Origin of the sequence: Actinocrispum wychmicini (genome assembly GCF_004345645.1) — a bacterium.
In the GTDB taxonomy this organism is placed as follows: domain Bacteria; phylum Actinomycetota; class Actinomycetes; order Mycobacteriales; family Pseudonocardiaceae; genus Kibdelosporangium; species Kibdelosporangium wychmicini.
Genome location: NZ_SLWS01000014.1, coordinates 214,333 through 233,381 on the forward strand (window position 1 = coordinate 214,333; position 19,049 = coordinate 233,381).

General features: G+C 70.0%; 17 protein-coding genes and 1 pseudogene. 12 read left to right on the top strand and 6 right to left on the bottom strand.

What is annotated here, in order from left to right; genetic code table 11:
* The first annotated feature begins 245 nt into the window (after window positions 1–245).
* A complete protein-coding gene (locus EV192_RS45990) occupies window positions 246–1,643 on the top strand; it encodes an alkaline phosphatase (protein ID WP_132125070.1) in 1,398 nt (465 codons plus the stop codon).
* Between the two features lie 53 nt (window positions 1,644–1,696).
* Entirely contained in the window at window positions 1,697–3,145 is a 1,449-nt protein-coding gene (locus EV192_RS45995) for an Rv2578c family radical SAM protein (RefSeq protein ID WP_132125071.1), read from the top strand.
* Window positions 3,146–3,161: 16 nt separating this feature from the next.
* Here EV192_RS45995 and EV192_RS46000 read toward each other — a convergent pair whose 3' ends face one another.
* Entirely contained in the window at window positions 3,162–4,115 is a 954-nt protein-coding gene (locus tag EV192_RS46000; RefSeq protein WP_132125072.1) for a helix-turn-helix domain-containing protein, read from the bottom strand.
* A gap of 194 nt (window positions 4,116–4,309) precedes the next feature.
* Between EV192_RS46000 and aspS the strand changes: the two genes are divergently transcribed.
* From aspS to EV192_RS46020, 4 genes and pseudogenes are all read left to right on the top strand, one after another.
* Window positions 4,310–6,079, top strand: coding sequence for an aspartate--tRNA ligase (gene aspS, locus EV192_RS46005; RefSeq protein ID WP_132125073.1), 1,770 nt, complete (start codon window positions 4,310–4,312; stop codon window positions 6,077–6,079).
* Between the two features lie 6 nt (window positions 6,080–6,085).
* Window positions 6,086–6,215 (top strand): annotated as a pseudogene (locus EV192_RS46010) (DUF389 domain-containing protein); the annotation flags it as partial.
* Between the two features lie 123 nt (window positions 6,216–6,338).
* Window positions 6,339–7,547 carry a hypothetical protein gene (locus EV192_RS46015; protein WP_132125074.1) on the top strand — a complete coding sequence of 403 codons (1,209 nt, stop codon included), beginning with the start codon at window positions 6,339–6,341 and terminating at the stop codon, window positions 7,545–7,547.
* Window positions 7,548–7,603: 56 nt separating this feature from the next.
* On the top strand, window positions 7,604–7,957 hold the full coding sequence (locus tag EV192_RS46020) for a nuclear transport factor 2 family protein (RefSeq protein ID WP_132125075.1): 354 nt from the start codon (window positions 7,604–7,606) through the stop codon (window positions 7,955–7,957).
* Between the two features lie 12 nt (window positions 7,958–7,969).
* Here EV192_RS46020 and EV192_RS46025 read toward each other — a convergent pair whose 3' ends face one another.
* A complete protein-coding gene (locus EV192_RS46025; RefSeq protein WP_132125076.1) occupies window positions 7,970–10,465 on the bottom strand; it encodes a helix-turn-helix transcriptional regulator in 2,496 nt (831 codons plus the stop codon).
* A gap of 170 nt (window positions 10,466–10,635) precedes the next feature.
* Between EV192_RS46025 and EV192_RS46030 the strand changes: the two genes are divergently transcribed.
* Both EV192_RS46030 and EV192_RS46035 read left to right on the top strand, forming a co-directional pair.
* Window positions 10,636–11,448 carry an SGNH/GDSL hydrolase family protein gene (locus EV192_RS46030; protein ID WP_424923436.1) on the top strand — a complete coding sequence of 271 codons (813 nt, stop codon included), beginning with the start codon at window positions 10,636–10,638 and terminating at the stop codon, window positions 11,446–11,448.
* Between the two features lie 31 nt (window positions 11,449–11,479).
* Window positions 11,480–12,832: a replication-associated recombination protein A gene (locus EV192_RS46035; protein ID WP_424923437.1), complete on the top strand. Its 1,353-nt coding sequence runs from the start codon at window positions 11,480–11,482 to the stop codon at window positions 12,830–12,832.
* Here the strand turns inward: EV192_RS46035 and EV192_RS46040 are convergent.
* Window positions 12,829–13,743, bottom strand: coding sequence for an NAD(P)/FAD-dependent oxidoreductase (locus EV192_RS46040; protein ID WP_132125078.1), 915 nt, complete (start codon window positions 13,741–13,743; stop codon window positions 12,829–12,831). The genes EV192_RS46035 and EV192_RS46040 overlap by 4 nt on opposite strands.
* Window positions 13,744–13,796: 53 nt before the next feature.
* Between EV192_RS46040 and EV192_RS46045 the strand changes: the two genes are divergently transcribed.
* Complete coding sequence (locus EV192_RS46045; RefSeq protein ID WP_132125079.1) at window positions 13,797–14,198, top strand: helix-turn-helix domain-containing protein; 402 nt, start codon at window positions 13,797–13,799, stop codon at window positions 14,196–14,198.
* Here EV192_RS46045 and dctA read toward each other — a convergent pair.
* Genes dctA through EV192_RS46060 form a run of 3 tightly spaced genes read right to left on the bottom strand, consistent with a single transcriptional unit; the run spans window position 14,191 to window position 17,547 of the window.
* Window positions 14,191–15,510: a C4-dicarboxylate transporter DctA gene (gene dctA / locus EV192_RS46050; RefSeq protein ID WP_132125080.1), complete on the bottom strand. Its 1,320-nt coding sequence runs from the start codon at window positions 15,508–15,510 to the stop codon at window positions 14,191–14,193. The genes EV192_RS46045 and dctA overlap by 8 nt on opposite strands.
* 39 nt (window positions 15,511–15,549) lie before the next feature.
* The gene (locus tag EV192_RS46055) at window positions 15,550–16,605 is read right to left on the bottom strand and encodes a tartrate dehydrogenase (protein WP_132125081.1); all 1,056 of its coding nucleotides are present in this window, start codon (window positions 16,603–16,605) and stop codon (window positions 15,550–15,552) included.
* Between the two features lie 57 nt (window positions 16,606–16,662).
* Window positions 16,663–17,547: a LysR family transcriptional regulator gene (locus EV192_RS46060; RefSeq protein ID WP_132125082.1), complete on the bottom strand. Its 885-nt coding sequence runs from the start codon at window positions 17,545–17,547 to the stop codon at window positions 16,663–16,665.
* A 38-nt stretch (window positions 17,548–17,585) separates the two neighbouring features.
* On the opposite strand from EV192_RS46060, the gene EV192_RS46065 reads away from it, so the two are divergent.
* The 3 genes from EV192_RS46065 (at window position 17,586) to EV192_RS46075 (ending at window position 18,978) form a co-directional block, all read left to right on the top strand.
* Complete coding sequence (locus EV192_RS46065; RefSeq protein WP_132125083.1) at window positions 17,586–18,197, top strand: hypothetical protein; 612 nt, start codon at window positions 17,586–17,588, stop codon at window positions 18,195–18,197.
* Window positions 18,198–18,268: 71 nt separating this feature from the next.
* Window positions 18,269–18,679, top strand: a complete 411-nt coding sequence (locus EV192_RS46070; protein ID WP_132125084.1) for a DUF948 domain-containing protein — start codon at window positions 18,269–18,271, stop codon at window positions 18,677–18,679.
* On the top strand, window positions 18,676–18,978 hold the full coding sequence (locus tag EV192_RS46075; RefSeq protein ID WP_132125085.1) for a hypothetical protein: 303 nt from the start codon (window positions 18,676–18,678) through the stop codon (window positions 18,976–18,978). The genes EV192_RS46070 and EV192_RS46075 overlap by 4 nt, the downstream gene beginning before the upstream one ends.
* Window positions 18,979–19,049 lie beyond the last annotated feature (71 nt).

Here is a 19,049-nt window from a genome sequence, read left to right on the forward strand (position 1 = left end):
GATGTCGGGCGTGTTGCGGCGCGGAAATGACCGGCGCGGCCAAGCGCAGGGCCGGCAGCATGCGGGGGGTCACACTGCCGGCTGTCACACACTGTCTCCCGGTGACATACAAAACACGTACAACGAGGCATGCGACGATGCGCGGAGCTGCATTTGTTACCAGCTGTCTGTTGTGTGGACACCTTCCGTCTGCCCACGGCGCTTAGCGTCCCGCCGGTACGTAAACCGATGGGAAAGGCCTTCAAATGAGAAGACGGGGCGTCACGGCCGTTGTCGCGTTATCGCTGCTCGTCGCCGCGGTCGGCGCCGGGTCGGCGGCCGGTTCGTCGTCCGACCACAGCAAAGACGGGGCTGTGTTCCAGGCGCTGTTCGACCGGCATCCCCGCAATGTCATCTTCTTCCTGGGTGACGGCATGGGGACGCAGGAGATCACGGCCGCTCGTTACTACCAGGGCGTCAGGAACAAGCTGAACGTCGACCGGATGGCGATCACCGGTTTCGACACCACCTGGTCGGTCAAGCCCGGCCCCAAGGCTCCCTACCTGCCGGACTACGACCCCGACTCGGCGTCCACCGGCAGCCAGTGGGCCACCGGCCAGAAGACCGTCGACGAGCGGATCTCCCAGGGGCCGAGCACCGCGCTCGACGTGCCCGGCGAGAACCTGCCGACCGTGCTTGAGAAGGCACAGAAGCGCGGCATGAAGGTCGGCAACGTGTCGACCGCGGAGATCACCGACGCGACCCCGGCCGTCCTGGCCTCGCACGTCTCGCTGCGGGGCTGCCAGGGACCGGCCGACATGGCCGCGTGCCCGAAGGAGACCAAGGCCGCGGGTGGCCTGGGCTCCATCGCCGAGCAGGAGGTCGACCACAACATCGACGTGTTGCTCGGTGGCGGGCGTGGCCGGTTCGAGCAGAAGGTCACCGGCGGTCCGGACGCGGGCAAGACCGTGGTCCAGGCCGCGCAGGACAAGGGTTTCCAGTACGTGACCGACGCGAACGGCCTGGCCAACGTCAAGGACACCCGTAAGCCCGTGATCGGCCTGTTCAACGGCGGCAACATGTCGCTGGAGTGGAGCGGTCCGGCCGCGGCGCTCGGCAAGGGCAGCGCGCCCGCGCCGTGCGTCGAGAACCAGCGCCCGGCGAACGAGCCGAGCCTGGCGGACATGACCACGAAGGCGATCAAGCTGCTCGAGAACGACCGCAGGCGCGGGTTCTTCCTGCAGGTCGAGGGTGCGTCGATCGACAAGCAGGACCACGCCACCAACGCGTGCGGCCAGATCGGCGAGACGGTCGCGTTCGACCGGGCGATCGGGGTGGCCCTGGACTACCAGCGGACCCACCCGGACACGCTCGTCGTGGTGACCGCGGACCACGGCCACACCAGCCAGATCGTGTCCGAGGACGCGTCGGGTTCCGGTCTGCCGACCGGGTACTCGACCAACCTGGTGTCCAAGGACGGCCAGACGCTGACGCTGACGTACGGCACGGCCGGCTTCGGTGGCGACGGCAAGGCCCCGGCCGCCAAGGCGCCGAGCCAGCAGCACACCGGCACGGTGGTTCCGGTGTGGGGCAACGGTCCTGGTTCCCTGGCGCTGCTCGGCACCAACGATCACACGGACCTGTTCCGGGTGCTCGGCGGGTGAGTTCGCGGCACGTCGATTGACATGACCTTCGAACATATGTTCGGATCAAGGTCATGCGGTGGGACTCCCAGCGGGCGGATCGTGGGCAACTGGCCTTGCCAGGGCTGGTGCGCACGGTCCGCACGCCGGAGTTCGCCGGCGTCGTGTTCCATGAGGTGCACGCCAAGTCGGTGCTCAACAAGGTGCCGTCCAGTTCAAGCATGCCGTTCTCGTGGACGATCAACCCCTACCGCGGCTGTTCGCACGCCTGCACGTACTGCATGGCCGGCGACACCGCGATCCTGATGGCGGACGGGCGCACCAAGCCCCTCGCGGACATCCAGGTCGGCGACGAGATCTACGGCACCCAACGGCTCGGCCGGATGCGCCGGTACGCGCCGACCCGCGTGCTCGCCCACTGGTCGACGATCAAGCCGGCGTACCGGGTCACCCTGGCCGGCGGCACCGAACTGGTCGCCAGCGGCGACCACCGGTTCCTCACCGACCGCGGCTGGAAGCAGGTCGCCGAGGGCATCACCGGCCAGCCGTACCTGACGCCCGGCGTGCAGCTGATCGGCGCCGCAGACGGCTCCGTCACCGCTGGCTCGCACCTGGCGGTCGAGTCGATCGAACCGATCGGCCCGAACGTCCCCCTCTACGACATCACCACGGGCACGGGCGACTTCATCGCCAACGGCGTGGTCAGCCACAACTGTTTCGCCCGAAACAGCCACACGTACCTGGAGTTCGACGCCGGCCACGACTTCGACACGCAGGTCGTGGTGAAGGTGAACGCGCCGGAGGTCGTCGCCCGGCAGCTTCAGTCCCGCACCTGGAAACGGGACCACGTCGCCATGGGCACGAACACCGATCCGTACCAACGCGCCGAGGGCCGTTACCAGCTGATGCCCAGGATCGTCTCGGCGCTGGCGTCGTCCGGCACGCCGTTCTCCATCCTCACCAAGGGGACCGTGATGGTCCGTGACATCCCGTTGCTCACCCAGGTGAGCAAGGAGGTGCCGGTCGGGGTCGGGGTGTCGCTCGCGTTGCTGGACAAGGACCTGCAGCAACGCCTCGAACCGGGCACGCCCACCCCGCAGGCGCGGCTGGACATGATCAGCCGGCTCGCGGACGCGGGCCTGCCGTGCGGGGTGCTGGTGGCGCCGGTGTTGCCGTACCTGACCGACTCGCGGGCCCAGCTGGACAGCCTGATCTCGAAGATCGCCGCGGCGGGCGCGTCCGGGATCAGCGCGATCCCGTTGCACCTGCGGCCCGGCACGCGGGAGTGGTTCGCCTCGTGGCTCAAGCGGGAACGTCCGGACCTGGTGGACTCGTACCGGGACGTCTACGGGCGTGGCAGCTATGCCAGCAAGCGGTACAAGGCACGGCTCGGTGAGCGGATCGGGCCGTTGCTGCGCCGGTACGGGATGGGCGGCTCCAGTTGGCCGCGCGGCAGCATGCCCGAGCAAGGGCCGGAACCGGCCACCCCGCAACAGCTGGAACTCATCCTGCCGGCCGACTGAGGTCCATAGTGGACTGTCAGTCGTGCCAGCCCCAGGCGACCGCGAAGGTACCCGGCCCGAAGCCGAGCGCGACCGCGTGGGTGTGCCCGGAGGCGTCAACGACCATCTCCCGGCGGGCGCTGGCGGACACGTCCTCGGCCGGCGTGGCGACCTGGTGGCAGTAGGACGGCGGGTCGGCCGGGTCGAACCGCATCTCGATCACGTAGTCCCGGGTCGGCAGCCGGAACCTGCGGCAGAAGACGTCGTCGTTGCGCGGGTACGGCGGCCCGTCCGAGGCCACCTCGTACTCCATGATCACGGTCTCGCCGCGGGCCAGCGGCCGGTCGAACAGCAGCTCGGCCACGATCAGCCCGGCCTCGGGGTCCTTCGCCACCCGGCCGAGCTGGCAGGACTGCAGTGGCACGATCCGGGGGAGCGGGTTGCCGGGCCGGGCCACGTCGTAGAGCGAGATCCAGCGGTCGGCGCCGTCCTGCTCGGACCGCAGCACCTGGCGGACCTTGATGCTGTGCTCGCCCCGGTCGGCCGCGATCTCCACCCGGTCGTGCTGGCTGATCCTGGTCAGCGCGGTGTCCGAGGCGAGGTCCATCCGGGACAGCAGCGGCCCCAGTTGGTCCTTGTTGTCCCAGAGCGCGTCCATCGAGATCGCGGCGGGGGCGCGCTGGGCCCGGCCGCGCGGCCGCGGTGGGCCGAGCAGCGCGGTTAACGAACCGGACTCGACGCCCAGAACCTCCTCAAGGTGCTTCAGGGCGCTCAGCGACTCGGGCCGCTCGGGCCGGCGCCGGCCGGACTGCCAGTAACTCAGCGCGGTCACGCTGATGGTCAGTCCACGGGCGCGCAGGCGGTACTGGATGCGGTCGAGGCTCAGGCCGCTGGCTCGGATGGCGGCCCGCAGCGCGACCGGGAAAGCGTCCCCGGCCAGCGCGTCGACCTCGTCGACGGCGCTGGTCTCACCAACCGCCCAATCGGCCATCCGGTATGCTCCCCTGGCTTGACTTTCTCCTGCGTCGAGGCTACTTCGGGGTGATCGGCCAAGGTACCGACAAGAGTCGGTGTTTCACATGCTGATCCGGGCCGCAACTGGTAGCCGAGCGTAAAAGGCGCAGCCTCGTTGGCTAGCCTTCTTGCGCCAAGAGGGACGTTTCGAATGCGAGGAGAGCACAACCCGTGATCCGCACTCATGAGGCCGGTACGCTCCGGTCCGAGCACGCCGGGCAGACCGTCACGCTGAGCGGTTGGGTGGCCCGCAGGCGCGATCACGGTGGTGTCATCTTCATCGACCTGCGTGATGCCTCCGGCGTGGCCCAGGTCGTGTTCCGCGAGGGCGAGATGGCCGAGCGCGCCCACCGCCTGCGCAGCGAGTTCTGCGTGCAGGTCGTCGGCGAGGTCGCGGCCCGGCCGGCGGGCAACGAGAACCCGGACATCCCGACCGGCACGATCGAGGTCCTGGTCACCGACCTGACGGTGCTCAGCGAGGCCGCGCCGCTGCCGTTCCCCATCGACGACCACCTGACCGTCGGCGAGGAGGCCCGGCTCCGGCACCGTTACCTTGACCTGCGCCGCACCGGCCCGGCCAAGGCCATCCGGCTGCGCAGCGAGGTCAGCCGGATCGCCCGCGAGGTGCTGCACGGCGAGAACTTCGTCGAGGTGGAGACGCCGACGCTGACCCGGTCCACCCCGGAGGGCGCCCGTGACTTCCTGGTGCCCGCCCGCCTGCAGCCCGGCTCGTGGTACGCGCTGCCGCAGTCGCCGCAGCTGTTCAAGCAGCTGCTGATGGTCGCCGGCCTGGAGCGCTACTACCAGATCGCCCGCTGCTACCGGGACGAGGACTTCCGCGCCGACCGGCAGCCGGAGTTCACCCAGCTGGACATCGAGATGAGCTTCGTCGAGCAGGACGACGTGATCGCGCTGTCCGAGAAGGTCATGTCGGCGGTCTGGCGCGAGGCCGGCGGCTATCAGATCCCGCTGCCGATCCCGCGGATGAGCTACGCCGACGCGATGTCCCGGTACGGCTCGGACAAGCCCGACCTGCGGTTCGGGGTGGAGCTCACCGACCTGACCGAGTACTTCAAGGACACCACGTTCCGGGTCTTCCAGGCGACGTACGTGGGCGCGGTGGTGATGCCCGGCGGCGCGAGCCAGGCCCGCCGCCAGCTCGACGCCTGGCAGGAGTGGGCGAAGACCCGCGGCGCCAAGGGATTGGCATACGTCCTCGTCGCCGAGGACGGCACGCTCGGCGGCCCGGTCGCCAAGAACCTGACCAACGCCGAACGCGAGGGCCTGGCCAAGGCGGTCGGCGCGAACCCGGGCGACTGCGTGTTCTTCGCGGCCGGCGAGCCCGGCCCGGCGCGGGCGCTGCTCGGGGCGGCCCGGTTGGAGATCGGCCGACGCTGTGACCTGGTCGACGACTCGGCCTGGTCGTTCGTGTGGATCGTGGACTTCCCGATGTTCCAGGCCGTGGAGGGCTCGGACGACGTGGCCGTGGGGTCGGGCAAGTGGACCGCGCTGCACCACGCGTTCACCTCGCCGACGCCGACCTGGATCGACACCTTCGAGCAGGACCCGGGCAACGCGTTGGCGTACGCGTACGACTTGGTGTGCAACGGAAACGAGCTCGGCGGTGGCTCGATCCGTATCCACAACAGGGAAGTGCAGCAGCGCGCGTTCGGTGTGATGGGCATCGGCCCGGCGGAGGCCCAGGAGAAGTTCGGCTTCCTGCTGGACGCGTTCTCCTACGGCCCGCCGCCGCACGGCGGTGTCGCGTTCGGCTGGGACCGGATCTGCATGCTGCTGTCCGGCGCGGACTCGATCCGTGAGGTGATCGCGTTCCCCAAGTCGGGCGGCGGCTACGACCCGCTCACCGGGGCTCCCGCGCCGATCACTGTCGAGCAGCGCAAGGAGGCGGGCGTCGACGCCAAGCCCAAGCCCGCCCAGTAGCGGCTGCTCCTCGCCGGTGCGGCGGGTATGTTTGTCGATGACGTCGGCGAAGTCGGCGGCACTGGTGGGCGTGTTCATCTCGGTGACGACGATTCCGGCCGCGGGGCATGCGGCGGTGGCCGGGGTGCTGGGAGAAACCGGCGTCGAAGGACAGCGGTCCACAGGTTGAGATCGCAATCTGTTGCTTCAAGGGTCGCTCTTTATCGTTGACGGCGGCTACCGTCGGGGCCGCGAGGACGTGGGAGTAGGGTCGGAGGAGATGAGTGTGGACATCGCCGCCGACCCACCAGACCTGGACAACACGCCCAGTCCAGCCATTCGCGCGGCGGTGGCCGCGGCGGAGGCGGTGCTGCGGCGCCGGTTCGGCGCGAAGATCCAGCTCGCCGAACCGGAGGACCTCGGCGGCAGCAAGCTCTCCACGGTCGTCCGGGTCCGGGTCGCCGCGACCCCGTTCTCGCTGCCGCGCACCTTGGTCGTGAAGCGGTACACCGAGCCGGCGCCCGCCGAGTCGTTCGTCCGGGAGGCGGTCAGCTACCAGCTGTTCACGGCGTTGACCGCCGAGGAACGAATGTGCCCCGAGCTGTACGCCCACGACGGGAACGCGGGCGTGATCGTGATCGAGGACCTCGGCCGCGCCCCCACCCTGGCCGACAAGCTGCTCGGCGACGACGCCCGCAGCGCCGAGCGCGCCCTGCTGTCCTGGGCCAGGTCGTTGGGTCGGCTGCACGCCACCACCGCCGGCCGGGAGGCCGACTTCGACGCGTTGATGCGCCGGCTGTCCGCCGGACGGATCAAGGGCGACCCGTTGGCGGTCAACGGCCCAGCCGCGATCGAACGCCTGCCGCAGCTGCTGGCGGACACGCTCGGCGTGCACACCCCCGCGCAGGTGTTCGAACGAGCCGAGCGGACCCGCTGGCTGCTGGCCACCAGCCGGCACCGCGGCTTCAGCCCGTCCGACCTGTGCCCGGACAACAACCTGATCACCAGCCGGGGCGTGCGGTTCCTGGACTTCGAGGGCGGGTGCGTCCGGAACATCATGCTGGACGCCGCCTACCTGCGGGTTCCGTTCCCGTCGTGCTGGTGCGCGTTCGCGTTGCCGGCCGGCATGACCGACGCGATGTTCGCGGCGTGGCGGGCCGAGGTGCGGGTGATGTGGCCGGACCTGGCCGACGACGGCGTGATGCTGCCCCGGATGCTGGACGCGCAGCTGTTCTGGGTGTGGGCGTCGACGTTCTGGTTCCTGCCGAGGCCGGGGGAGTCGGACGCGCCGCTGGACAGCCACCTGCCGTCCCCCCGGCGGAGCGTGTCGCTGGCCGCGCGGTGGCGGCACCTGGCGGACGAGGCGAAACGGGCGGGCGCCGACTCGATCCTGGAGCACGCCTGGTCGGTGGTGGCGGCGTTGGAGCGCAAGTTCGGCCCGGACCTGGAGCTGCCGATGTACCCGGCGTTCCGGGAGCACCACCGGTAGGGGACTGGCGATGTGCGTGATGCGAGCGAACGGCCCCGGTTCATAGCGTTGACGTCATGGAAACCAACGAAATCCTCACCGCTTGGGCCGCCGCCGAACTGGCCGGCTCGGCCACCGACCTGGACACCTTGCTGCACCCCGAGTTCGTCGCGGTCGGCCCGGCCGGCTTCGTCCTCACCAAACAGGGGTGGCTGGACCGGTTCACCAACCAGGGCGTGACCTACTCGGGCTTCGAGTGGCACGGCGGCGACGTCCGCCGGTTCGGCGACACGGCTGTCGTGGTCGGCTGGTACACCCAGGCCGGCACGATCGGCGACCGGTCGATCGACGGCAGCTTCAGCACCACCCACATCGTGGTCGACGACCGGATCGTGGGACTGCACATCAGCAACCGAATGGTTCCGCAGTGATCTACACAGTGATCACCGGGTGGCTCGGATGAGCTCGGTCCGTGAGCTGATGCCGAGTTTCCGGAACACCTTCCGCAGGTGGTAGTCGACCGTGCGGGGGCTGAGGAACAGCCGGGCGGCGATCTCCCGGTTGGTGGCGCCGGCCCCGGCCGCCTCGGCGATCTGGCGTTCCTGGGGGGTGAGGGCCTCGGTGGTGTCGGTCCGACTGCGGACCGTCTCACCGGTGGCCCGCAGTTCGGCGGCGGCGCGGGCGGCCCAGACCGGGGTGCCGAGCCGTTCGAACGTCTCCATGGCGTCGCGCAGCGGTTCACGGGCCTCGGCCCGGCGTCGGTCCCGGCGGAGGAACTCGCCGTAAAGCAGCCGGGTACGGGCGTGTTCGAACACCTGTCCGGACTCGGCGTGCGCTGCCAGTGCCGCCCGGAAATGCGGCTCGGGGTCGTCGTCCAGCAAAGCGCGGCAGCGCGCGAGCAAAGCGGTGAACTCGGCGGATCCCAACGATTCCACCCAGAGCCGGAACGGTTCGAACAGCCGGTGCGCACGGGCCGGATCGCCGGCCCGGACGGCCGCCTCCACCAGGTCGGGCGTGGCGGACAACGCGGCGGCCGGGCCACCGGGCACGGGTTTGCCGCCCGCGCTGGTTTCCAACGCGCGGACCGCGTCCTCGAAACGTCCGGCGGCCAGTGCGGCGAGACCGACGCCACGCAAGGCCGTCACTGCCGCGCGCACAAGCTGTCGTTCTGTCGCTTCGGTGAGAATCTGCGCGGTCGCCTGCTCACGGCCACGTAGTCCGGCCAGCAGCGACAGGGACGCCTTGTGGACGCACGCGCTGTTCGTCCGGCCGGCTTCGATCGCCAGCCGGTGACCTTCTTCAGCGGCCTGTTCGGCCGCGTCGAAGCGGCCTCGCGCGACCTCTTCGTCCACAATGGACTCCAAGGTGGTGGCCAGGATACCCAACGCGGCGCGTTCCCTGGCCACGGCGACCGCCTTGAGGCGCAGGGCGCGCGACATTCCGGCTTCGCCGAGCGCGTGCGCCATACCGCCGGCGACCTGCAACAACTCCGGGTCGGTCAGGCTCTCGCCCAGCTCGGTGATCAACGCGACGCACTCGTCCCGATAACGCATCGCACCACTGCGGTACGCGAGCGCCGGGTCAGCGTGCGCCGACCGGAACAACTCGAAGATCCGGGCGATGGCGGCCTCGTGCCGGTCGTCCGGCTTGGGCACCGGCACCTGTTCCACCATGGCCAGCATCTCCGGTGCCGCGGTGTTGAACGCGGCCTCCCTGGCCAGCAGCAGCATCCGTAGCGCCAGGCCGGGGTCGGTGGCCATCGCGATGCCGGGAACCAGTATCCGGACCGCGTCGGTCGAAACGCCGGAACGCACCTCCATCGCCCCGCGTAGATAGATCGACTGCGCGGTGCGCACCCGTGCCGCGTCGAGAAGGGCCGACGTACGACGCCCGTCACCACCGTGCCACGCGGCCTCCGCGGCCTGTGTCAGGCGTTCGCCGCGCAACTTCTCGTCGCCGAGCTCAGCGGCACGCTCCAACGCGTCCGAGGCGGCCAGGTAGGCGCCGTTCGCGGCCATTCGGGTCGCGGCCTCGGCGAGTTGGCCGGCCACGTCCTCGTCCGGTCCCGCTGTCGCCTTGGACCGATGCCAGATCCGCTCGTCCGGGTCGTCGTGCGCCTCGGCCAACGCGTAGTGCACGGCCCAGCGTTGCGTGTCGAAAGCGCTGTCGTACACCGCGGACCGCATCAGCGGATGCCGGAAACGGCCGTGCCGCAACAGATCGCTCTCGAGCGTGACACCGAGGATCCGGGCCGCGCGCCGCAGCACCAGTTCGTTGGCGTGACCGGCGGCCGCGACCAGCAGCAGCGCAATCCGTTCCTCCTCGACGCGATCAGCCACCTGCCGGGCGAACATCCGCTCGACCCGGCCGCCGCGCGACTGCTCGACCAACGCGAGCGGGTTGCCCGCGGCGTCCGCCAGCACCCGTGGCTGAACATGGCCGTGCACCGCCCTCAGGAGTTCTCGCGCCTCCGGCTCCGCCAGGGCTTCGATCCGCGACTCCGGCAGGTCGGCGAACTCCTCACCGCGGGTGGCGAACAGCATCGCCACCGGCTCGCGTTCGATCCGTCGAGCCACGAACAGCAACGCCTGCGCCGACGCGGGGTCGATCCAGTGCGCGTCGTCCACGACGATCAGCACCGGCGCGGCGTCCGAGATCCACGTCAACGCCTTCACCGCGACCGCGAACGGGTCAGGCCCGATGGCCTCCGTCAACTCCGGCACCAACCGTTGCAACGCCGCGTACCCGAGCCCCGACTCGCCCTCGGCCCCAGTCGTCCGCCGTGCCGGCGTCCCGGCCTGGGCCTCCGCGTAGTCGCACAACGCGGTCTTGCCGATCCCCGCCTCGCCGCGCAGAACCAACGCACCACCGCGCCCGCCGGCCGCGTCGGCCAGCAAGGCGTCGATGGCGGCCCGCTCGACCGACCTCCCCACCAACATGCCGTCCATCCAACCCGGTCGCCCGGGTGAACGAGTTCCCACCACGGATTCTTCGGCGAGTCGGCCGGTGTTCACACGTGATTCATGGGCACCCAGGGTTCAATCGGTGGTCTTCGGACGGTTAACCCGTAGTCACCGGCGGTGAGCCCGGGCCAGCGATCGTTTCCACCGTGACCGTGCTGGAATGCGTGACCTCGGATGGGGATGTGCGGCAGCCGCCGGAATGGCAGGCTCGCAGCCTTGTCGTGCTCGGCGACTCCACCGCGGCCGGGTTGGGGGACCCGTTGCCCGGTGGTGGCTGGCGGGGAGTCGGCCCGCTGCTCGCGGACGCGCTCAGCGGCGCCGACCGCGTGCGTTTCGCGAACCTGTCCTTCACCGGCGCGCGCATGGCGTGCGTGCGCACAGACCAGTTGCCCGCGGCGGTCCGGAGACGGCCCGACGTCACCGTGATCCTCGTCGGCATGAACGACACCCTCCGGTCCGATTTCGACCCGGCGGGCATGCGCGCCGACCTGGACCACGTGCTGGGTTCGCTGGTGGCGGCCGGGTCAGTGGTGCTCACCGTGCGGTTCCACGACCACGGCAAGGTGTTCCGGCTGCCCGGACCGATCAAGCGGGCGTTGCGCAGCCGGATCGCGGAGCTGAACGCGCTGATCTCCGAGGTGTCCGCCGCGCACGACGCCGGATGCCTCGACCTCGACCTGCTGCCGGGCGCGTACGACCTGCGTTCCTGGAGCGTGGACCGGCTGCACCCGTCCGAGTTGGGACACCGGATGCTGGCGCGCGCGTTCGGGGAGATGCTCGCCGAACGCGGCTGCGCGGTCCCCAACCCGGTCAGCCTGGAGTGCTCCGGCGGCCGGCACGTCGGCGCGGCCGGGCACATACTGTGGCTGATCTTGAAGGGCATCCCTTGGCTCTGGCGACGCGGCCGGGATCTACTGCCCTACGCCGTGTCGATCATGGTGAAATCAGCGTTCCGCTGACCTGTCGGGGGCCTGCTGTAGCGTGTTTTCCGTGGAAGACGGCCTTTTCGACGTGTCCGAGCCGACCCCGGCACTGCATCCCGCAGCGGCGGAGCGGGTGGCGGCGAACGCTCCGTTGGCGGTTCGGATGCGGCCGCGGTCCCTGGACGAGGTGGTGGGGCAGGATCACCTACTAGGGGCCGGCTCGCCGCTGCGTCGCCTGGTCGAGGGCGCCGCACCCGCGTCCGTACTGCTGTACGGCCCACCTGGGACGGGCAAGACGACGCTCGCCACGCTCGTGTCGCAGGCCATCGGGCGACGGTTTGTCGCGCTGTCCGCGCTGTCCGCGGGGGTGAAGGAGGTCCGCGCGGTCATCGACGACGCTCGCCGGCGGCTGACCCGGTCCGGTGAGTCGACCGTGCTGTTCATCGACGAGGTGCACCGGTTCTCCAAGACCCAGCAGGACGCGCTGCTCGGCGCCGTGGAGGACCGGATCGTGCTGCTGGTCGCCGCCACCACGGAGAACCCGTCGTTCTCGATCGTGTCGCCTCTGCTGTCCCGGTCGCTGGTGCTGCAACTGCACCCGTTGACTGACGAGCACGTGCGCGTCCTGATCCGGCGTACGGTCGAAGACGAGCGTGGCCTCGCCGGCACCCTCACGTTGGCCGAGGACGCCGAGGACCACCTGGTCCGGCTCGCGGGTGGGGACGCCCGGCGGGCACTGACCGCGCTGGAGGCGGCCGCGGACTCGGCCGGGGCCACCGGCGCCGGCCAGATCGACCTGGCCACGGTCGAGGCCACCGTGGACAAGGCCGCTGTCCGCTACGACCGGGCCGGTGACCAGCACTACGACGTGATCAGCGCGTTCATCAAGTCGATCCGTGGCTCGGACGTGGACGCGGCCCTGCACTACCTGGCCAGGATGATCGAGGCGGGAGAGGACCCCAGGTTCATCACCCGCCGCCTGGTCGTGCACGCCAGCGAGGACATCGGCATGGCCGACCCCACCGCCCTGCAAGCCGCCGTGGCGGCTGCCCACGCCGTGCAGTTCATCGGCATGCCGGAAGGCCGCCTTGCCCTCGCCCAGGCCACCATCCACCTGGCCACAGCACCCAAATCCAACGCGGTGATCACCGCGATCGACAGCGCGCTCGCCGACGTCCGCGCAGGCGCCGCCGGCACAGTCCCACCCCACCTACGGGACGGCCACTACGCGGGAGCCACCCGCCTGGGCAACGCCCAGGGCTACCGCTACCCCCACAACGTCCCGGAAGGTGTTCTGGCCCAACAATATCCACCCGACAGCCTGGTCGGCCGCGACTACTACGAGCCGACCCAACGCGGCGCCGAACGCGCCCTGGCCGACCGGGTCCCCAAACTGCGCAAGGCGATCCGTGGCGACTAAGCCTTGGCCGCCAACGGATTTGGCAGGTCGAAGTCGGCGCCGAGCAGGTCCTTGTCGAGCGCCACGGCCGCGATCGTGCCGCTCGCCGCGGCCGCGATGACCGCTGCCATCGGTCCTGGTTGGCTGGCCCGGCGGGCCATGTCGCCGGCCGCGTAGATGCCGGGGACGCTGGTCAGCCCGAAGTCGTTCACCTCGAGGGTGCCGTCCGGGAATGTCGCGCAGCCGAGTTGGGCGGGCAGGCCGGAGCGTTGCCGCCATGAGGTCTTCACGAACACCGCGTCCCTGGCCAGGGCGGTGCCGTCGGCGAACTCGATGGCCTCCAGTTTGCCGCCGGTGCTGACCAGCCGGGTCACCGGCGCGGTCCGGGTCGCCAGGTGGGTCTCCTCGATCTCGGTCCCGTTGGTGCACAGGACGACGTCGCTGGAGAACCTGCTCAGGTGCAGGGCGAGGTGGATCCGGTCGGGGTCGCCGCCGAGGACGGCGATCGGCCGGTCGCTGACCTCGAAACCGTGACAGTACGGGCAGTGCAGCGCTGAGCGGCCCCAGATCTCGGCCAGGCCGTCGACCGGCGGCAGGATGTCGACCAGTCCGGACGCGAGCAGCAGCCGCCGGGCGTACTCGACCCGGTCGTCGGCCAACCGCACCTCGTAACCGCCGGACACGGTCGCCACGGACACCGCGAGGGCATCGACGACGGTGACGGCCGGGTACGCGCCCAACTGTGCGCGGCCGATCGCGCGGACCTCGGCCGGGGGTGTTCCGTCCCTGGTGAGGAAGTTGTGCATGGCCTCGGCGGGGGCGTTGCGGCCGTCGCCCGAGTCCAGGACAAGGGTCTTTCGGTGGGCTCGGCCCAAGGTCAGCGCCGCCGCCAGACCGGCGGGGCCGCCTCCTATCACGATCGCGTCGTACATGACTCCTCCTGGCTTGGTTGACAACACGACCAACTCTGCATGTTAATGTCAACATGAAGTCAAGTCTCACCATCGGCGAGTTGGCCGGCACCTTCGGCCTCGCCACCCACGTGCTGCGGCACTGGGAGTCCGAACGCCTGCTCACGCCCGCGAACCGGGTGAACGGCCGGCGGATGTACACCGAGGAGCACGTCACACGGGTCGCGGTGATCATGCGCGCGAAGTCCGCCGGGATGAGCCTCGACCAGGTCCGCGACATGCTCAACGCGCCCGACGGCGAGGAGCGCCGCCGCGTCCTGATCGAGCAGCGGGCCCAGCTGGACGAGCGGATCGCGCAGGCCCAGGCCTCCAAGGCGTTGATCGACCACGCCCTGGAGTGCCCGGTCGGCGACTTCACCCACTGCGCGGAGTTCCAACGCCTGGTCGCCAGCGTGAGCAAGGAGATCTTCAGCTGACGGTCGCCTGTTGACGAGCGGACTCGGCCGGCGCGGGCGCGGCCGACCCGGTGCGGAGAACCCGATTGACCTGGGTCACGTCGAGAACGCGCTCCCACCGGGCGACCACGAGGGACGCGACGCTGTTCCCGGCGAGGTTCGTCAGCGCGCGGCACTCGGACATGAACTTGTCGATGCCGAAGATCAGCATGATGCCCGCGGCCGGAACCGTGCCGACCGTGGACAGAGTGGCCGCCAGGGCGATGAAACCGGCGCCGGTGACGCCGCCGGAACCCTTGGAGGTCAACAACATCACGGCCAGCAGGCCGAGTTGCCCGCCGATGCCGAGCGGGGTGTCGGTCGCCTGGGCGATGTAGACGGCGGCGAGGGAGAGGTAGATCGAGCTGCCGTCGAGGTTGAACGAGTAGCCGGTGGGCACGGTGAGCCCGACGATCTCACGCCGGACGCCCAGGCGTTCGAGTTTGGTCATCAGCCGGGGCAGCACGCTTTCCGAGGACGACGTGCCCAGCACGATGAGGAACTCCTCGCGCAGATAGCGCAGCAGCCGGAAGATGTTGACCCTCATCAGAGCGGTGACGCCGCCGAGCACAACGATCACGAAGAACAGGGACGTGCCGTAGAACAGCGCGATCAGGTGGCCGAGGCTGGCGAGCGTGGACACGCCGTACTTGCCGATGGTGAAGGCCATCGCGCCGAAGGCGCCGACCGGCGCGGCCAGCATGACGTAGTGCAGGATCTTGAACACGGTCGTGTTGAGCCGGTTGATGCCTTCGACCAGGGGCCGGCCGACCGGTCCGATCGCCTTCATGGCGACGCCGAACAGCACCGCGATGAAGATGACCTGCAGGACGTTGCCGTCGGCGAAGGCACCGATGGCGCTGCTGGGCACGATGTCGGTGAGGAAGTGCCACCAGCTCTGGTGTTCGCCGGACTGCACGTACTGGGCCGCGCTGCCGGACAGACGCAGCTCACCCGGGTGGGCGTGGACGCCCGCGCCGGGCTGGAACACGTTCACGGCCACCAGCCCGATGGCGAGCGCGACCAGGGTCCCGGCCTGGAAGTAGACCAGGGACTTGACGCCCACCCGGCCGACCCGGCGGAGGCTGTCGACGCCGCCGATGCCCGCGACGATCGTCAGGAACACGATCGGAGTGATGAGCATCTTGACGGCGTTGACGAACGTGGTGCCGACCGGCTCCAACGCGACGCCGACGGACGGCCAGAGCGCGCCGGTGAGGATGCCCGCGGCGATCGCGGTGACCACCCAGAAGTACAGCTGCTGATACCAAGGCTTGCGCATCGGTAAGTCCATGGTTTCTCCTCATTGAGAAAGTCACAGGGAAAGGGCGCGTCACAGCAGGTCGAGCAGCTTGTCGGTGAACTCGGCGGTGGTCGCGGTGCCGCCGAGGTCCGGGGTGCGCAGGTCGGTCTTGGCCAGGACGGCGGCGATCGCGTCGGTGACGTCGGCGGCGGCTTCGGCGTGGCCGAGGTGGTCGAGCATCAGCGCGGCCGACCAGATCGCGCCCAAGGGGTTGGCGACGCCCCGGCCGGCGATGTCGGGCGCCGAGCCGTGCACCGGTTCGAACATCGAGGGGAAGTCCCGCTCCGGGTTGAGGTTCGCGGCGGGGGCGATGCCGATCGAGCCGGCCACCGCGGCGGCCAGGTCGCTGAGGATGTCGCCGAACAGGTTGGACGCGACCACCACGTCGAACCGGGCCGGGTCGAGCACGATCTTCGCGGCCAGCGCGTCGACGTGCTCCTGGTCCCAGGTGACGTCGGGGTGCGCGGCGCCGCGTTCGGCGACCAGTTCGTCCCAGAACGGCAGGGTGTGCACGATGCCGTTGGACTTGGTCGCCGAGGTGAGCCGTCCGCGCCGGTCGGCGGCGAGGTGGAAGGCGTAGTCCAGCACGCGGGTGATCCCGGCGCGGGTGAACACGGACTCCTGCACGGCCATCTCGTCGGGAAAACCGCGGTTGAGGCGGCCGCCGATCTCGCTGTACTCGCCCTCGACGTTCTCCCGCACCACGACGAAGTCGACCTCGCCCGCCACCGCCGCGCGCACCGGGCTGTCGACCCCGTCGAAGACCCGGATCGGCCGCAGGTTCACGTACTGGCGGAAGCCACGCCGGATGGGGATCAGCAGCCCCCACAGGGAGACATGGTCGGCGACGCCGGGGTAGCCGACCGCGCCGAGCAGGATGGCGTCCTTGTCACGGAGCTGGTCCAACCCGTCCGCTGGCATCATCGCGCCCGCACGCGCGTACCGCTCGCACGACCAGTCGTAGGAGGTGTACGCGAAGCCGAACCCGTGCCGGCGCCCGACGGCGTCGAGGACCTGTCGGGCCGGCGGCAGTACTTCGGCGCCGATCCCGTCCCCGGGGATCAACGCGATGCGGTACGTCGTCATGCGGTCGATGGGACCAAGCGCGCGGCCACACCGTCCAAGACGCAGATGCGATGTGCCTTATAGGTCTGACTTATCAGTCGCCAGCGCCAGGAACGCGTCGGCCGCTGGGGACAGCTCCGCGCGGCGGCTGACCACGGCGATCTTGAGCGTGGTCTTCGGTTCGATGTCCAGCACCAAGGCGCCCGCGCGCTCGGCGAACTCGCGCCACGACTCGGTCAGCACGGCGAACCCCACCCCGGCCAGGACCAGCGGGAGGATCGCCACCCGATGCTCGGTCTCGGCCGCCACGGTGAACTCGACGCCCGCCTCCCGCAGGCTGTCGACGTACGCGCGCATGCCCGTGCCGCGTTGCCCGACGATCAGCCGATGTCCGGCCAGCTCCGCGTAGGAGACGGCCTGTCCGGCGGGGAACGGACCATCTGGCGGAGTGACCAGCACGAACCGCTGTTCCCCGACAGAGTGGGACACGACCTCGACGCCCGGCAGCGGGTCCGGGGTGGCGAGCAGGCCCAGTTCGGCGGACCCGGTGCGCACCATGTCGACGACGTCACGCGGGGTGAACGCCGCCCGGATGGCCACCGACACGCCGGGATACCGGTCGCTGAAGCCACGGATCATCGTGGTCAGGGGCTCGACCGTCTGCGACGGCATCGCCGCGATGTCCAACCGCCCTTCGCTCAGCTCACGCACGGCGGCCACCCGAGCGCGCGCGGTCTGCAGGCTGCGTACGGCCGCGCGAGCCGGTTCGATCAGCGCCGTGCCGGCCTCAGTGAGCACCGCCCGCCTGCCGATCCGGTGGAACAGGTCCGTCCCCAGGTCACGCTCGAGCGCCCGTACGGTCTGCGACAGCGACGGCTGGGACACGTACAGCACGCTCGCCGCCCGGTTGAAGCCACCGTGGTCGACGATGGCGAGGAAGTACTCGAGCTGCCGAACGTCCACCGTTTCCTCCGGTCATGCCGACGTCTACGTTGTCGCTTGTGTCTCAAGTGCCGCTGTGGGTCACCATCCTGGTCGCGTTCGTCGGTTTCGTCGGTGTCCTGAGCGCCCAGTTGATCGCGGCGTGGCGCGAGGACCGCCGATGGCGTCGCGAGCAGGAACGGGAGGAACTGCGGTGGCGCCGGGAACGTCAGCGCGAGCTAGACAATCGCGACTTCGACCTCCGTAAGGACTCGTACGCCCAGGTCATCTCGGCCGTGGAGGCGTTCGACTGGATCATCTATCCGATCATCAAGGGGTTTCGCCGCGACCCCCAGCTGAACGCCGAGGATCTCGCGGACGCCCGCCGGGTGCGCGAGGAGCTGCGGCATTCCCTCGGCCAGGTCAACCTGTACGCACCGACCCGGTTCAACGACCTGCTTCGGGGCGCGATGCTGCCGCGGTCGAACCTCGTCATGGAACTGATCAACGACCAGCAGGACCGCGAGAAGATCGAGACCCTGTGGGACTCCAGTCAGACCGGTTACCGGCGGATGCGCGCGGAAATGCGGCGTGACCTGGGCCTGGACGCCGAGGATCTGCCCGACGACTGGGCGTACGACCTGAGCGTCCGGCACTACCGGGAGGAGCTGGCTGAGGGCGAAACCCCGTAAAGGGGCTGCTCGGCGCGACCGGTAGCCTTGCCCCACCCAACTTCCGCCAACCGCCTTTTCGGGAGGGCTTCGTGTCCGTAGGGGAAATCGCAGCGGTCGTCGCCGCAGCCACGTTCGTGGTGCTGGTGGCACTGCTGGTGGCCCCGTTGGTCAAGCTCGGACGCACGTTGGACGAGGCCACCATCGCCATCCGCAAGGCTCACGAGAACAGCGACCCGCTGTTCAACGGCGCCAACACGACGCTGAACCATGTCAACACCCAGCTGGAGCGGGTGGACGGGATCACCGCGAACGCGCAGGCGGTCACCGGCAACGTCTCCGCGCTGACCTCGGTGTTCACCGCGACCCTCGGCGGCCCGTTGGTGAAGGTCGCCGCGGTGTCCTACGGGCTGTCCAAGGCGATCAAGGCCCGTCGCAAGCGTGCCGACGAGCGCGAGGGGAAGCACACGCGCCGCACGCTTCGCCGCGGAGGCCGCAAATGAGCAGGTTTTTCTGGCTTGGAGTCGGCGTCGCGGCCGGAGTGGTTCTGTCCCGTAAACTTCGGGAGAAGGCCCGTCAGGCCAGCCCGGCCGGCATCGCGGAGAACGTCGGCGACGCCATGCGGGAGCTGGCCGGAGCCGTGGGCGCGTTCGGAGCGGACGTGCGCGCGGGCATGGCCGAACGCGAGAAGGAGTTGCAGGACGTGGTGAGCGAACGGTCGGGCGTCACGCTTGGGCGGCACAGTTCCCGTGCCGTCGAGGCCCGCCGGCCCGCGCCGCGAGCGCGCCGGGCGGACAGCTGAGTCTGCGCTGTTCCGCCGACAAACCCGCGACCCGATTCGTTCACTCCGGGCCGTAGGCCCGCGCTCTCCGC

Excerpts from the sequence above, each read along its gene's own strand:
- EV192_RS45990 (WP_132125070.1), top strand. The coding sequence starts at position 246 with ATGAGAAGACGGGGCGTCACGGCCGTTGTCGCGTTATCGCTGCTCGTC.
- EV192_RS45995 (WP_132125071.1), top strand. The coding sequence starts at position 1,697 with ATGCGGTGGGACTCCCAGCGGGCGGATCGTGGGCAACTGGCCTTGCCA.
- EV192_RS46000 (WP_132125072.1), bottom strand. The coding sequence starts at position 4,115 with ATGGCCGATTGGGCGGTTGGTGAGACCAGCGCCGTCGACGAGGTCGAC.
- EV192_RS46015 (WP_132125074.1), top strand. The coding sequence starts at position 6,339 with ATGAGTGTGGACATCGCCGCCGACCCACCAGACCTGGACAACACGCCC.
- EV192_RS46020 (WP_132125075.1), top strand. The coding sequence starts at position 7,604 with ATGGAAACCAACGAAATCCTCACCGCTTGGGCCGCCGCCGAACTGGCC.
- EV192_RS46025 (WP_132125076.1), bottom strand. The coding sequence starts at position 10,465 with ATGTTGGTGGGGAGGTCGGTCGAGCGGGCCGCCATCGACGCCTTGCTG.
- EV192_RS46040 (WP_132125078.1), bottom strand. The coding sequence starts at position 13,743 with ATGTACGACGCGATCGTGATAGGAGGCGGCCCCGCCGGTCTGGCGGCG.
- EV192_RS46045 (WP_132125079.1), top strand. The coding sequence starts at position 13,797 with ATGAAGTCAAGTCTCACCATCGGCGAGTTGGCCGGCACCTTCGGCCTC.
- dctA (WP_132125080.1), bottom strand. The coding sequence starts at position 15,510 with ATGGACTTACCGATGCGCAAGCCTTGGTATCAGCAGCTGTACTTCTGG.
- EV192_RS46055 (WP_132125081.1), bottom strand. The coding sequence starts at position 16,605 with ATGACGACGTACCGCATCGCGTTGATCCCCGGGGACGGGATCGGCGCC.
- EV192_RS46075 (WP_132125085.1), top strand. The coding sequence starts at position 18,676 with ATGAGCAGGTTTTTCTGGCTTGGAGTCGGCGTCGCGGCCGGAGTGGTT.